This window comes from Brevundimonas vesicularis (assembly GCF_027105095.1).
Taxonomy (GTDB): Bacteria; Pseudomonadota; Alphaproteobacteria; order Caulobacterales; family Caulobacteraceae; genus Brevundimonas; species Brevundimonas vesicularis_E.
The window spans coordinates 1,283,710-1,295,420 of the sequence record NZ_CP114278.1 but is presented as its reverse complement, the minus strand read 5'-3'; the positions used below and the strand labels follow the sequence as shown (position 1 = coordinate 1,295,420).

The following is an 11,711-nucleotide window of genomic DNA, read 5'->3' as shown; positions in this document are numbered from 1 at the left end:
CTAGCCCGGAGCCGCCATGGCTTCCAACCGTCAGTGCAGACGTTCGTCCAGCGGTGCGTGGTGGCCCATGCCGTCGGTGGTGAACCACCGCTCGGCGTCGTCGGGCAGCAGCACGGAATCGCCGTCTTCCAAAGCGCCTTCGGCCGCATAGGCGACAAAGCCGCCATCCTCTCCCAAGGCGAAGACGCGGTAGAAAGGCTGATCCGGCCTGACCAGGCCGCTTTCACCGGCCGGTCCCTCATAGGCGTGATCCACATCCATCACGACGCCACGAAAGGCGTCGTCGCGGTGGCGGACGATCTGGCCAATGGCGAAACGTGCGGTCTGGATGCGGGTCATCGCGCTTCATACGATTCAGCGCATGACCCCAATGCCTGCCGGTCTGTTCATCTTCCTGACAGAATGGCTTGGCGCGGACGATCCTGGCGGGTTAGGCTGATCAGGACGGGCGCCGCTTTGGACCGCCCACAACGGATGACGGCCCATGCCGGAGACCCACGGCGCGCCTCGACGGCGCGACGAGCGGTCCCAGCCTTCCCGTTCGCGGGATGCGTCGGGTCGAGATGCGCCGGTGTATGGCGCGCTCGATCTGGGGACCAACAATTGCCGGCTGCTGATTGCGCGGCCGTCACGCGAAGGCTTTCGCGTGGTCGACAGCTTCAGCCGCATCGTGCGGCTGGGCGAAGGGCTGTCGCGGACGGGCCTTCTGGACCCGCGCGCCATGGACCGGGCCTATGACGCCCTGGCCCTGTGCGCCGAGCGGATCGTGCGCAAGGGCGTCGATTCGGCGCGATTGAGCGCCGTCGCCACCCAGGCCTGCCGCGCGGCCGAGAACGGCGCCGACTTCATAGACCGGGTGCGCAAGGGCACGGGCCTGCGCTTGCGGATCATCGATCCCGCCGAAGAGGCGCGGCTGGCGGTCGAGGGATGCCTGAACCTGATCGACCCCAAGGCCGAGGCGGTGCTGGTCATCGACGTCGGCGGCGGCTCGACCGAGATGTCGTGGCTGAAACGCAGCGGGACCGACTGGACGACCACCGCCTGGATGTCGGCGCCGGTGGGCGTCGTGACCCTGGCCGAGCGGCATCCCGAGCCGCCGAACTCCGGCGAGGCCTGGTACGAGGCCATGGTCGCCGACATGGGCGCGGCCATTGCAGCGGGCGGGATCGTCGACGAACCGATGCTGGACCTGTTCCGGCAGAACCGGGCGCATCTGGTCGGCACCTCGGGCGCGATCACCAGCCTGGCGGGCATTCACTTGAATCTGCCGCGCTACAATCGCGACCGAGTCGATGGCTTGTGGATGACGCGCGGCGAGTGCGAGGCGGCGGCGGATCGCCTGAAGGCCTTGGGCCCGGACGGACGAGCGCGCGAGGCCTGCATCGGTCCCGATCGTGCGGACCTCGTTTTGGCGGGCGCCGCCATCCTGGAGGCGGTGCAGCGTGCTTGGCCCTCGGAGCGGGTGCGGGTCGCGGATCGGGGCCTGCGCGAAGGCCTGCTGCTGCAACGGATGCGCGAAGACAAGAAGCCGCCGAGAGGACGGCGTCGGCGGCGCGGTCGGGGGCGGCCGGCCCCCGCCGCCTGATCAGGCGGCGGGCGTGACGCGCACCGGCAGTTCGATGTCGCAGACCGAGAAATCCGCGCCACGCGCCTGACGCGCCTGCTGCGCCAGGGTCTGGAAGGTGGCGGAGTTGGTGTTCAGGACGGCGGCCGTCGGACGTTCGGCTGCGGGCAGATCCGACGCCACGCGAACGCGGGTCATCTGATCCGGTCCCTGCACCAAGCCATCCGGCGTGTCGCTGGCCTTCAGCGATCGCACGACGTCCAGGCCGGACACGACCCGACCCCAGACGGTGTAGCGCTTGTCCAGGGCCGGATAGGCCTGACGCATCAGGAAGAACTGGCTGTTGGCGGTGTCATTGCCCTCATCACGCGCCATGCCCGCGACGCCCGGGCAGTACAGGGCCCAACCGTGGACCTTCTTGTCGCTGGTGCCGGACATCAGGGCGTCGGGCTGGGTCTGGACCGGGACGGAATCGACAAAGCCGACCAGCGCGCCGACCGGAGCCGCGACCGGGGTGAAGGCCATGTCCGCGCCACGGCGGAAGGTGAACTCGGCCTTCAGGTCGGGATACCAGCTCTGCCCCTCGCCCGTGCCCAGCGGATCGCCGGTCTGGGCCATGAACCAGTCGATCACCCGGTGCCAGACCAGGTTGTCGAAGAATCCGCGCGACGCCAGCAGCTTGATGCGTTCGACATGGGCGGGCGCGATCTGGGGCGCCAGTTCGACCAGCACCCGCCCCTTGTTGGTGTCGATGACCAGCAGGTTCTCAGGCGCGATCGTGCGCCATTCGCCGGGCGGCGGCGGAGGCGCGGGAACGGCAGTCGCGTCTTGCGCCAGGGCGGCGCCCGCCGTCGCAGCCAGCACGGCCGCCGCCATAGCCATCGTTCGTATCGTCATCGTCCCCTCCCCCGTTTGCGAAAGCGTCAGCCGCCCGTCACTTCGGCGACCGGCTGAATGTCGCAGACGCTGAAGGCCGCGCCGCGCGCAGCACGCGCCGTGGCGATCCGTTCGGCGAAGGCGGCGCTGCCGGCGTTCAGGACGCGCACCGTCGGACGTTCGGCTTCGGGCAGGGCCGAGGCCATGCGGACGCGGGTCATGGTGTCGGGATCGGTCACCTTACCGTCCTCGGCGTCCGACCCCTTCTTCAGCTTGCCGACCACGTCCAGGCCGGACACCACGCGCCCGAAGGCGGTGTAGATACCGTCCAGCTGTTCGCGCGCGCCCATCATCAGGAAGAACTGGCTGTTGGCGCTGTCGGGCGAACCCGAGCGGGCCATGCCCAGCACGCCGGGACAGAACAGGCCGTGAGCGTCGACCTTGAAGTCGGCGGTGACCATCATTTGGGCGTCGGGTTGGGTCTGGACCGGCAGATCGCCGACCAGGCCGCGCACGCCCGCGCCCACGCTCGGCACCGCGACGAAGCCGGCGTCGCGACCACGACGGAAGCTGAACTCGGCCTTCAGGTCCGGCAGCTCGCTGCCGCCCTCGCCCGTGCCCTTCGGATCGCCGGTTTGCGCCATGAAATCAGGGATGACGCGGTGGAACTTCAGACCGTCGTAGAAGCCCTGGTTGGCCAGGGTGCGGATGCGTTCCGCATGGTTGGGCGCGGCGACGGGGATCAGTTCGACCAGCATCCGGCCCTTCGACGTATCGATAACGAGCAGGTTTTCAGGCGCAATGGCGCGCCAGTCGGACGCCGCCGGCGCCGTTTGCGCCACAGCCGGCGCCTGGGCCGCGCCAGCCGCGAGAAGAGCGGCGACGGTCGCTGCGATGATGGCGGTACGCATGGTCTTGTCTACCCTAACCGTTCTTGACCTTGGCCCGCACGCGCTCGGCGATGGCGGGGCTGACGAAACTGTCGATCGCGCCGTCCAGTCGGGCGATCTCCTTGACGAGCCGCGAGGCGATGGCCTGATGGCGCGGATCGGCCATCAGGAATACGGTTTCGATGTCCTGATTGAGGCGCTGGTTCATGGCCGTCATCTGGAACTCGTATTCGAAGTCGGCGACGGCGCGCAGACCCCGGATGATGACGCTGGCGTCCAGCTCTTCGGCGAAGTGCATCAGCAGGGTCGAGAACGGCTGGACCACGATGTCGCCGCCGAGGTGCGCCATCTCGGCCTTCAGCATCTCGACCCGTTCGGCGGTCGAGAACAGCGGCCCCTTGTCGTCGTTCTGAGCCACGCCGATGACCAGCCGGTCCACCAGCTTCAGCGCACGCTTGATGATGTCGGTATGCCCGTTCGTCACCGGGTCGAAGGTGCCCGGATAAAGTCCGATGCGCATGCGTGTCTCCCCGGCCTGTCGCGTGGCGTCAGCGTCGTTTAGCAGGTGCGAAATCAGCGGCCTAGCCGGCTGACGCCTTCGTCATCGTCGCGGGCCGCGATGACTTGCGGCGGCTGGGCGAACCAGGCGGCCTCGATCCGGGCCAGCAAGGCCGGGGCGCTGGCGAACGTCACGTCGTCGATGGCCGTGACCGGACAAACCGGCGTGGCGCTGTTGCACAGGAAGGCGCCGTCGAACGCGGCGATGTCTGACAGGGCCACTGTCCGGGTTTCCGAGGCCAACCGCGCCTCGGCAAGACCGCGCTGGATCAGCGCCTGGGTCACGCCCGCCAACATCGGCGCCTGAGGCCAGACGATGCGGTCGCCCTTGAAAAAGCCGATGTTCCACAGAGCGCCCTCGGACACGCGCCCATTGGCGTCGGTGAACAGCGCATCGTCAAAACCAGCGGCGCGGGCGGCGCGGCGCGCGCGGGTCAGCCCCATGGTCGCGACGTGTTTCAGATGCGGCGCCTCCCGCTCATAGGCCATCGCCTTGAGCCGGACCGAGACGGCCAACGGCGGCGGGGGTGGCGAAACCACCGTCATGACCTTCGGCCGACCGACGAACGACGGGGCGCGATGACCGATCTCCGGCGAGAACAGACTGACCCGCAGCCAGCAGGCGTCGCGGCCCTCGACGGCCTGCGCCATCAGACGACGCAACTCCGCCTCGCCCGGGCTTTCACCGAACAGTTCGACCGCCGCCTGCTCCAGTCGCGCCAGATGCAGGTCCAGGCCGCGCACGGCGCCCTGCTCCACGCGGAACGATGTGTAGGCGCCGTAGTTGACCAGGGCTTGGTGGGCCAAGTCATCGGCCGTGGCGGGGCGACCGTCGATCAGGATTGTCGCGTTCAACCGATCCTCCCCCATTCATGGGGGAGGGGGACCACGAAGTGGTGGAGGGGGCGGACCGAAGGCCAGTGTTTGGGGTCGCCCCTTCCACCATGCTGCGCATGGTCCCCCTCCCCCGCTGCGCGGTGGAGGATCAGCCCTCGCCCTCTTCGCCCGCGATCTCCACATCGTCCCCGCCGCTTTCCGGCAGACGTTCAACCGAGACGACCTTCTCGTCCTTGCCGGTGCGGAAGATGGTGACGCCCTGGCTGGAGCGGCCGACGATGCGGACCTGATCGATGCGAGTGCGGATCATCTGACCGCCCGAGGTGACCAGCAGAAGGTCGTCCGTCTCCTCGACCGGGAAGGCCGCCGCCAGACGCGTGCCGGCGCGACCGCCCAAGCCGTGGGCCGTCAAACCTTGGCCGCCGCGCCCCGTACGACGATACTCGTAGGCCGAGGATCGCTTGCCGAAGCCGGTCTCGGTGACCGTCAGGATGAACTGTTCGGCGGCGCCTAGTTCGGCGATCCGCTCGACCGTCAGAGCCGCATCCGCGACCTCGTCTTCAGCCTCGACCGGAGCCGCGGCATCCTCTTCCACATCCGCACCGGCCAGGGCCTTGCGCATCGCGTTGGCGTGTTTGACGTAGGCGGCGCGTTCTTCCGGAGTCGCGTCCACACGGCCCAGGATGGCCATGGAGATGACCTCGTCGCCGTCCTGCAGGCGCACGCCCCGGACGCCGGTCGAATCCCGGCCCTTGAACACGCGAACGTCGTCGGCCTTGAACCGGATCGCGCGGCCCAGCGCCGTGGTCAGCAGCACATCGTCGTCGGCCGTGCACAGGCCGACGCCGACCATACGGTCAGAGCCTTCCAGCTTCATGGCGATCTTGCCGGCGCGGTTCACGGTGGCGAAGTCCGATAGCTTATTGCGCCTCACATCGCCGCTCGAGGTGGCGAACATGATGTCGTAGTCGCCCCAGGTCGTCTCGTCCTCGGGCAGAGGCAGGACGTTCATGATGCTGTCGCCCGGCTCGATGGGCAGCAGGTTGACGAAGGCCTTGCCCCGCGATTGCGGATTGCCCAGCGGCAGGCGCCAGGTCTTCAGCTTGTAGGCCTTGCCGTTGGTGGCGAAGAACAGGACCGGCGTGTGCGTCGAGGCGCTGAACACGCCGGTGATGGCGTCCTCGTCCTTCATCGACATGCCGCTGCGGCCCTTGCCGCCGCGATGCTGGGTCCGATAGGCGTTCAAGGCCACGCGCTTGACGTAGCCGCCGTGGGTAACGGTGACGACCATGTCCTCGCGCGGGATCAGGTCCTCATCCTCCATCTCCCCGTCGCCTTCCCCGATGAGGGTGCGGCGCGGAACGGCGAACCGATCCTTAACGTCGATCAGGTCGTCGCGGATGATGGCCAGGACGTTCTTGCGGTCCGACAGGATGGTCAAGTGGCCCTGGATGGTGTCGGCCAGGCCGTGCGCCTCGCCGAAGATGTCGTCGCGGCCTAGACCGGTCAGACGCGACAGGGTCAGGGCCAGGATGGCGCGGGCCTGTTCGTCGGTCAGACGGATCTTGTCGCCCTCGACGATGACGGTGCGCGGATCGGCGATCAACTCGACCAGGGCCATCATGTCGCCGACGGGCCAGGCCTTGGCCTGCAGTCGCTCGCGCGCCTCGGTCGGATCGACCGAGGAGCGGATGATATGGATCACCTCGTCGATATTGGCGACGGCGACGGCCAGACCGACCAGGACGTGGCCGCGATCACGGGCCTTGTTCAGCTCGAACTTGACGCGGCGAACCACGACCTCCTCGCGGAAGTCGAGGAAGATCTGCAGCAGCTGGCGCAAACCCATCTGCTCGGGCCGGCCGTGGTTCAGCGCCAGCATGTTGACGCCGAACGAGCTCTGCATGGCGGTATAGCGCCACAGCTGGTTCAGGATGACGTCGCCGGACGCGTCGCGCTTCAGCTCGATCACGATCCGCATGCCCTGGCGGTCGGATTCGTCGCGAACGTCGGAAATGCCTTCCAGCCGCTTCTCGCGCACCATTTCGGCGATGCGCTCGATCAAGGTCTGTTTGTTGACCTGATAGGGCAGTTCGGTGACGACGATGGCCTCGCGGTCCTTGCGGATCTCCTCCACCGAGGCCCGGCCACGCACGACGACCGAGCCGCGACCGTCGCGCAGGGCGTTGCGCGGCGCGGTACGGCCCATGATCTCGCCGCCGGTCGGGAAGTCCGGACCGGGCACGATATCCAGCAGGGCGTCATCGGTGACGTTCGGATCATCCAGCAGGGCCAGGGCCGCATCCACGACCTCGCCCAGATTGTGCGGCGGGATGTTGGTCGCCATGCCGACGGCAATGCCGCCCGCGCCGTTGACCAGCAGGTTCGGAATCCGGCTCGGCAGGACGACCGGCTCCAGCTCCTTCTCGTCGTAGTTCGGCTGGAAATCGACCGTGTCCTTGTCGATGTCGGCCATCAGGGCGACGGCGGCCGGGGCCATCCGGGCTTCGGTGTAACGCATCGAGGCGGGCATATCGCCGTCGACCGAACCGAAGTTGCCCTGGCCGTCGACCAGCATCAGGCCCATCGAGAACGGCTGCGCCATCCGCACCAAGGCCATATAGACCGAGGCGTCGCCGTGGGGGTGGAACCGGCCCAGCACGTCACCGACGACACGGGCGCATTTCGAATAGCTGCGCTCCGGCGTCATGTTCAGGTCGTGCATCGAATACAGGATGCGACGGTGAACCGGCTTCAACCCGTCCCGGGCGTCAGGCAGCGCGCGCGAGACGATCACGCTCATGGCGTAGTCGAGGTACGAACGCTTCAGTTCGTCCTCGATCGTGATCGTGGAAATGTCGGAGCCGCCGCCTCCCGGAACGATGGGAGATGCGGCGTTTTCGTAGCTGTCGTCGGTCAATGAAGCGTGGCTTTATGCGGCCGGAATCGGAACGTGATCCGCTGTGACGATTTCTAGCATTCCAGGGCCTCGGTGGCAAAGCGACGTCGCCGTGAAAGCCCGTCTCTGAAAGGACTTTCGACATGCGCGCCACCCGCCTCGCCGCCGCCCTTCTCTTCGCCTCCCCCTTGGCCCTGACAACCGCCTGCGCCGCGACCGGAAACGCGCCCCAGGCGGCCGTCGAACGCGCGCCCGTCGGCGCGACGGGACAGGCCGTTCTGATCAACGCCTCCGGTGCCAATATCGGCCGCGTCGACCTGCGTCAGGGGCCGACCGGCCTGCTGATGAAGATCGAGGCCTCGGGCCTGACGCCCGGCTGGCACGGCATCCACATCCATGCGACCGGCGAATGCGCCGCCCCCTTCACCTCGTCCGGCGCCCACATCAACCACGGCGAGCCCAAGGCTCCGCATGGCCTGTTGAACGCCGCCGGGCCGGACGACGGCGACCTTCCCAACGTCTGGGCCGGTGCGGACGGCAAGGTGAACGCCGAGCTGTTCACCACCCGCGCCAGGATTTCGTCCGAAGGCCCCGGCCAATGGCAGTGGGACGCCGACGGTTCGGCCATCATCATCCACGCCAACCCCGACGACCATTCGACCCAGCCCATCGGCGGCGCAGGCGACCGAGTGGCCTGCGCGGCGCTCAGCGCAAGCTAAGCCTTTTTCCGAAACGGAAGATGGCCCGCTGGACAGCGTTCAGCGGGTCTCTTTTTGCGCGAGAAGACGGCGGATCATTTCGGTCTGCTCCTCCTGTCGGGCGGTCAGGTGTTCGACCTTTTCCAGCAGGGCCATGATCTCAATCTCGGCCTTCAGATTGACCTGATAGTCATTGCCCGCGTCCAGCCGATCCTTTGACGCCTGGCGGTTCTGGCTCATCATGATGACCGGCGCCTGGATCGCCGCCAGCATCGACAGGACCAGGTTCAGGAAGATGAAGGGATAGGGGTCGAAGGCTTCCTTGCGCAGCTGCAGGTTCAGCCCGGTCCAGATCGCCAGGAAGACGCCGAACGCGATGATGAAGGGCCACGAACCACCGAAGGCCGCCACCCGATCGGCCAGCCGCTCGCCAAAGGTTTGGCGGTCGTCGAAGGTCTCGTTGATGTCTTCGGAAACGGGGCGACGATCGGCGGTGCTCTGAACGACGACGGCTTCGTTCGCCGGAAGATCGTGCTTCGCCTTGCCCAGCCAGCGGCGGGAGACGTGGTCGGCGTCGAGGGGGGCGTGATGCATGGCGGGCTCCTGAAACGATCAGGAACAGATCAAGCCTTGGCGGCCCCAGCGCGCAAGCCCCGTTCGGCCAGGGCCACGAGGGCGACCCCTCCCATGGTGATGGCCGACCCCGTCAGAATCTGCGGCGTCAGGATGTCGCCCATGAAGCTCCAGCCGATGAACATCGACACCACGGGCGTGACCAGCAGATAGGGCGTCACCCGCCCCGCCTCGCGCCGCTGCACCAGCCAGAACAGCAGGGTCGTCGCCAGCACGGACGACACGACGCCCGCCCACAGCAACGAGGCCCAGACCATGGGCGTGGCGCGCTTCACCGCCTCCCACTGGCCATGCTCGAACACCGCCGAGCCGAAGGCCATGACGGGAAAGGCGCCCAGCGCCAGCAGACCCTGCATCTTCAGTGGCGGGATGGAGGTGGTGCGACGCGCGACCACCGTGGTCACGCCCCAGGCGGCGCCGGCCGCGATGGCGACCAGAATGGCCTTCCAGTCCTGCAGCGCATGGGCGTCCAGCGTCATCCAGGCCACGCCGACGAAGGCCACGCCCATACCGACCAAGGCCGCCTTGGACAGCCGCTCGCCCAGGATCAGGAAGGCGAACAGGGTGGTGAAGGGGATCCACAACTGGTTGGCCACGGTCACCGGGCTGACGTCCGTCGCCAGCCAGTAGGCGGTGTAGGCCAGGCCGTACTGGATCGGCCCGCCGATGATGACAATTAGCATCAGGCTCTTCCAGTCCGGGAACGGCGGCCGCACGAAGGCGATCAGACAGGCAGTGGCGATGCCGAACCGGATGGCGCCGACCAGCAGCGGCGACAACTCCTGCGTCGCCAGCTTGGCCCCGGCGTTGTTGACGCCCCACACCACGATGATCGCCACGATGGCGGCGATCTCCAGCCCTGTCAGGGCGTGAGGCCTCTTGGGCAGAGGCGCGGGGGCAGGCGCAACTTCGGAACGGACGTCGGTCATGACCGCCCTATGGCATGACCCGCCCGCCGCGTCGGCTCACTTTGAATGACCTCAGGTTTCCGCTCAGAAATCCGGCTTGGCGACCATCAGCCAGTAGATGGCCAGGACGCCGGCAAAGGCGGGCCAGCCCAGGGCGAACCACCAACGGAACAGCCGATGATAGGCGGACGGCAGGGCGGCGCCCTCCCCTGCCGCTTGTTCGGCCAGCTTCATCATCCGGTACTGGATCCACACGACCGGCAGCCAGCAGACGCCGATCAGGACATAAAGCCCATAGGCGGCCAGCAGCCATGGACTGGTCAGGGACCAGCCCTGCAGATGGATCAGGCCCAGGCCGCTGATTGGCTGGATCACCACGGCGGTCGCGGTGAAGACGAAATCAGCCAGAACGACGATGCGGCCGACCTCGGCGACGGTCCTTGCGTCCTTTGTCGCGTGAGCGCGCAGCATGAAGAAGGCGATGCCGGCGCCTGTTCCGAACAGCACCGCGCCCGACAGGATGTGAACGATCTTGAGCAGCACATAGGCGGTCATCGGCGCGCGTCCGTCGCCGCCACGAACAGGCAAAGGGCCATCATCGGCAGGACCTTGAGCCATGGTCCCAGCGGATCGATCCAGAAGTGCGGCAGGCTGAGCGTCGCGGCCGTCAGATAGCCGACCGTGGCCAGGCACATGAAGATCGCCACGCGCGCCGTCCATGGCCGCACGAACAGCATCAGCCCCAGCACCACGTCCAGCAGCGCGCCCCACAGGCGATGGGGCCGGCCATGTGGCCGTAACCGCCCTCATGCAGGATGGCGACGGCGCGGTCCCAACCCGGGCCGAAGCTGATCAGGCCGGTAATCAACCAGAACAGGCCCAGTGTCACGATGGAGATCGGCCGCACGAACCAGAGCCGCGCGTGCCAGACGTCCTGAACCGAGGCCGGTGTCTCGGCGAGGAAGCGTGTGAATCCGCGCGACGGCACGCCAAGCGCCTGCGCCCAGCCGCTGTCGCGGCCGGACACGTCGTGGTCCATCTGTTTGATCGCCGTCGTGCGGATCGGCGAGGACCAGCCCAGCCGACCCAGCAGATCGCCGATCGCCAGGGCGGGCGCGGCCAGGACACGCGGAACGCGGATCACCGGCGCCGGGCTCAACCCCCATCCAACCGCGGTAAAGACGCATCGTCTCGACCATCGTCACCGGCTCCGGCCCCGGCATGTCCAGCGTCCGATGCGACGGCGCGGTGGGTTTCAACGCCGCGACGACGGCGGCGGACAGGTCGCCCAGCGGGATCGGGCGGAAAATCTGGTCGCCGCCCACGACCGGGCTGAACAGCGGAAACGCCGCCAGCGCACGGATCAGACCCGTGCCGCCGAACGCCGCACGATCCACCACCAGCGACGGCCGCAGGATCAGCCAATCCAGCCCGCTGGACTCGATCAGCCGCTCGGTCTCGGCCTTTGTGCGAGCGTAGTCGGTGCCGGCCCCGTCGTCCGCGCCGACGGCGGAGATATGCACCAGCCGCCGCACGCCCGCCGCTTCGCACGCCGCGATCAGGGCGCGCGGGCCGTCGACATGGGCGGCGCGCGTGCTGTCGCCGGCCCCATTCTGAAGCACGCCGACGCAGTTCACCACCGCCTCCACACCAACCAACACCGGCGCCCAGGCCTGGGGTGTCGTCAGCTTGGCGAAGTCGGCGGCGACCCAGTCGAACGTCGGCGCGCGACGGGCGGGTTCGGCGATGCGGCGCGCCCCGGCACGAACGGACCAGCCGGCCGACGACAGGGCCGCCGCGACATGCGAGCCGATGAAGCCGTTGCCCCCCAGCACCAGCACGCGTCCA

Annotated in this window: 13 protein-coding genes; 2 read left to right on the top strand and 11 right to left on the bottom strand. The window is 67.9% G+C overall.

Translation table 11 applies throughout. From position 1 onward, the window contains the following. Window positions 1-30: 30 nt before the first annotated feature. Window positions 31-339, bottom strand: a complete 309-nt coding sequence (hspQ, locus tag O2K97_RS06450) for a heat shock protein HspQ (RefSeq protein WP_017504111.1) — start codon at window positions 337-339, stop codon at window positions 31-33. A 145-nt stretch (window positions 340-484) separates the two neighbouring features. Between hspQ and O2K97_RS06445 the strand changes: the two genes are divergently transcribed. Then, on the top strand, window positions 485-1,585 hold the full coding sequence (locus tag O2K97_RS06445; RefSeq protein ID WP_269220910.1) for a Ppx/GppA phosphatase family protein: 1,101 nt from the start codon (window positions 485-487) through the stop codon (window positions 1,583-1,585). On the opposite strand, the gene O2K97_RS06440 is transcribed toward O2K97_RS06445, so the two are convergent. From O2K97_RS06440 to gyrA, 5 genes are all read right to left on the bottom strand, one after another. Beyond that, window positions 1,586-2,461 (bottom strand): peptidylprolyl isomerase, encoded by an 876-nt coding sequence (locus O2K97_RS06440; protein WP_269220909.1) that lies wholly within the window; start codon window positions 2,459-2,461, stop codon window positions 1,586-1,588. A 26-nt stretch (window positions 2,462-2,487) separates the two neighbouring features. Continuing rightward, window positions 2,488-3,351, bottom strand: coding sequence for a peptidylprolyl isomerase (locus O2K97_RS06435; RefSeq protein WP_269220908.1), 864 nt, complete (start codon window positions 3,349-3,351; stop codon window positions 2,488-2,490). Window positions 3,352-3,364: 13 nt separating this feature from the next. Continuing rightward, window positions 3,365-3,850, bottom strand: a complete 486-nt coding sequence (gene coaD, locus O2K97_RS06430; protein ID WP_039245542.1) for a pantetheine-phosphate adenylyltransferase — start codon at window positions 3,848-3,850, stop codon at window positions 3,365-3,367. 53 nt (window positions 3,851-3,903) lie between these two features. Then, window positions 3,904-4,743 (bottom strand): aminotransferase class IV, encoded by an 840-nt coding sequence (locus O2K97_RS06425; protein ID WP_269220907.1) that lies wholly within the window; start codon window positions 4,741-4,743, stop codon window positions 3,904-3,906. A 130-nt stretch (window positions 4,744-4,873) separates the two neighbouring features. Beyond that, window positions 4,874-7,645: a DNA gyrase subunit A gene (gene gyrA, locus O2K97_RS06420; protein WP_269220906.1), complete on the bottom strand. Its 2,772-nt coding sequence runs from the start codon at window positions 7,643-7,645 to the stop codon at window positions 4,874-4,876. A 122-nt stretch (window positions 7,646-7,767) separates the two neighbouring features. Between gyrA and O2K97_RS06415 the strand changes: the two genes are divergently transcribed. Further along, the gene (locus O2K97_RS06415; protein ID WP_269220905.1) at window positions 7,768-8,343 is read left to right on the top strand and encodes a superoxide dismutase family protein; all 576 of its coding nucleotides are present in this window, start codon (window positions 7,768-7,770) and stop codon (window positions 8,341-8,343) included. A gap of 39 nt (window positions 8,344-8,382) precedes the next feature. Here the strand turns inward: O2K97_RS06415 and O2K97_RS06410 are convergent, their stop codons facing one another. From O2K97_RS06410 to O2K97_RS06390, 5 genes are all read right to left on the bottom strand, one after another. Further along, on the bottom strand, window positions 8,383-8,916 hold the full coding sequence (locus O2K97_RS06410; RefSeq protein ID WP_269220904.1) for a DUF1003 domain-containing protein: 534 nt from the start codon (window positions 8,914-8,916) through the stop codon (window positions 8,383-8,385). A gap of 29 nt (window positions 8,917-8,945) precedes the next feature. Continuing rightward, window positions 8,946-9,884, bottom strand: a complete 939-nt coding sequence (locus O2K97_RS06405) for a DMT family transporter (RefSeq protein WP_199060327.1) — start codon at window positions 9,882-9,884, stop codon at window positions 8,946-8,948. Between the two features lie 63 nt (window positions 9,885-9,947). Continuing rightward, window positions 9,948-10,418 (bottom strand): DUF2269 family protein, encoded by a 471-nt coding sequence (locus O2K97_RS06400; protein WP_199060328.1) that lies wholly within the window; start codon window positions 10,416-10,418, stop codon window positions 9,948-9,950. Continuing rightward, window positions 10,415-10,612: a DoxX-like family protein gene (locus O2K97_RS06395; RefSeq protein ID WP_419466092.1), complete on the bottom strand. Its 198-nt coding sequence runs from the start codon at window positions 10,610-10,612 to the stop codon at window positions 10,415-10,417. Before O2K97_RS06395 ends, O2K97_RS06400 begins: the two co-directional genes overlap by 4 nt. A gap of 57 nt (window positions 10,613-10,669) precedes the next feature. After that, window positions 10,670-11,704, bottom strand: a complete 1,035-nt coding sequence (locus O2K97_RS06390) for an NAD(P)H-binding protein (RefSeq protein WP_269220903.1) — start codon at window positions 11,702-11,704, stop codon at window positions 10,670-10,672. Window positions 11,705-11,711: the final 7 nt, after the last annotated feature.

Bases quoted from the DNA above. Each gene is read 5' to 3' on its own strand.
- hspQ (WP_017504111.1), bottom strand. From the start codon at position 339: ATGACCCGCATCCAGACCGCACGTTTCGCCATTGGCCAGATCGTCCGC.
- O2K97_RS06445 (WP_269220910.1), top strand. From the start codon at position 485: ATGCCGGAGACCCACGGCGCGCCTCGACGGCGCGACGAGCGGTCCCAG.
- O2K97_RS06440 (WP_269220909.1), bottom strand. From the start codon at position 2,461: ATGACGATACGAACGATGGCTATGGCGGCGGCCGTGCTGGCTGCGACG.
- O2K97_RS06435 (WP_269220908.1), bottom strand. From the start codon at position 3,351: ATGCGTACCGCCATCATCGCAGCGACCGTCGCCGCTCTTCTCGCGGCT.
- coaD (WP_039245542.1), bottom strand. From the start codon at position 3,850: ATGCGCATCGGACTTTATCCGGGCACCTTCGACCCGGTGACGAACGGG.
- O2K97_RS06415 (WP_269220905.1), top strand. From the start codon at position 7,768: ATGCGCGCCACCCGCCTCGCCGCCGCCCTTCTCTTCGCCTCCCCCTTG.
- O2K97_RS06410 (WP_269220904.1), bottom strand. From the start codon at position 8,916: ATGCATCACGCCCCCCTCGACGCCGACCACGTCTCCCGCCGCTGGCTG.
- O2K97_RS06405 (WP_199060327.1), bottom strand. From the start codon at position 9,884: ATGACCGACGTCCGTTCCGAAGTTGCGCCTGCCCCCGCGCCTCTGCCC.
- O2K97_RS06400 (WP_199060328.1), bottom strand. From the start codon at position 10,418: ATGACCGCCTATGTGCTGCTCAAGATCGTTCACATCCTGTCGGGCGCG.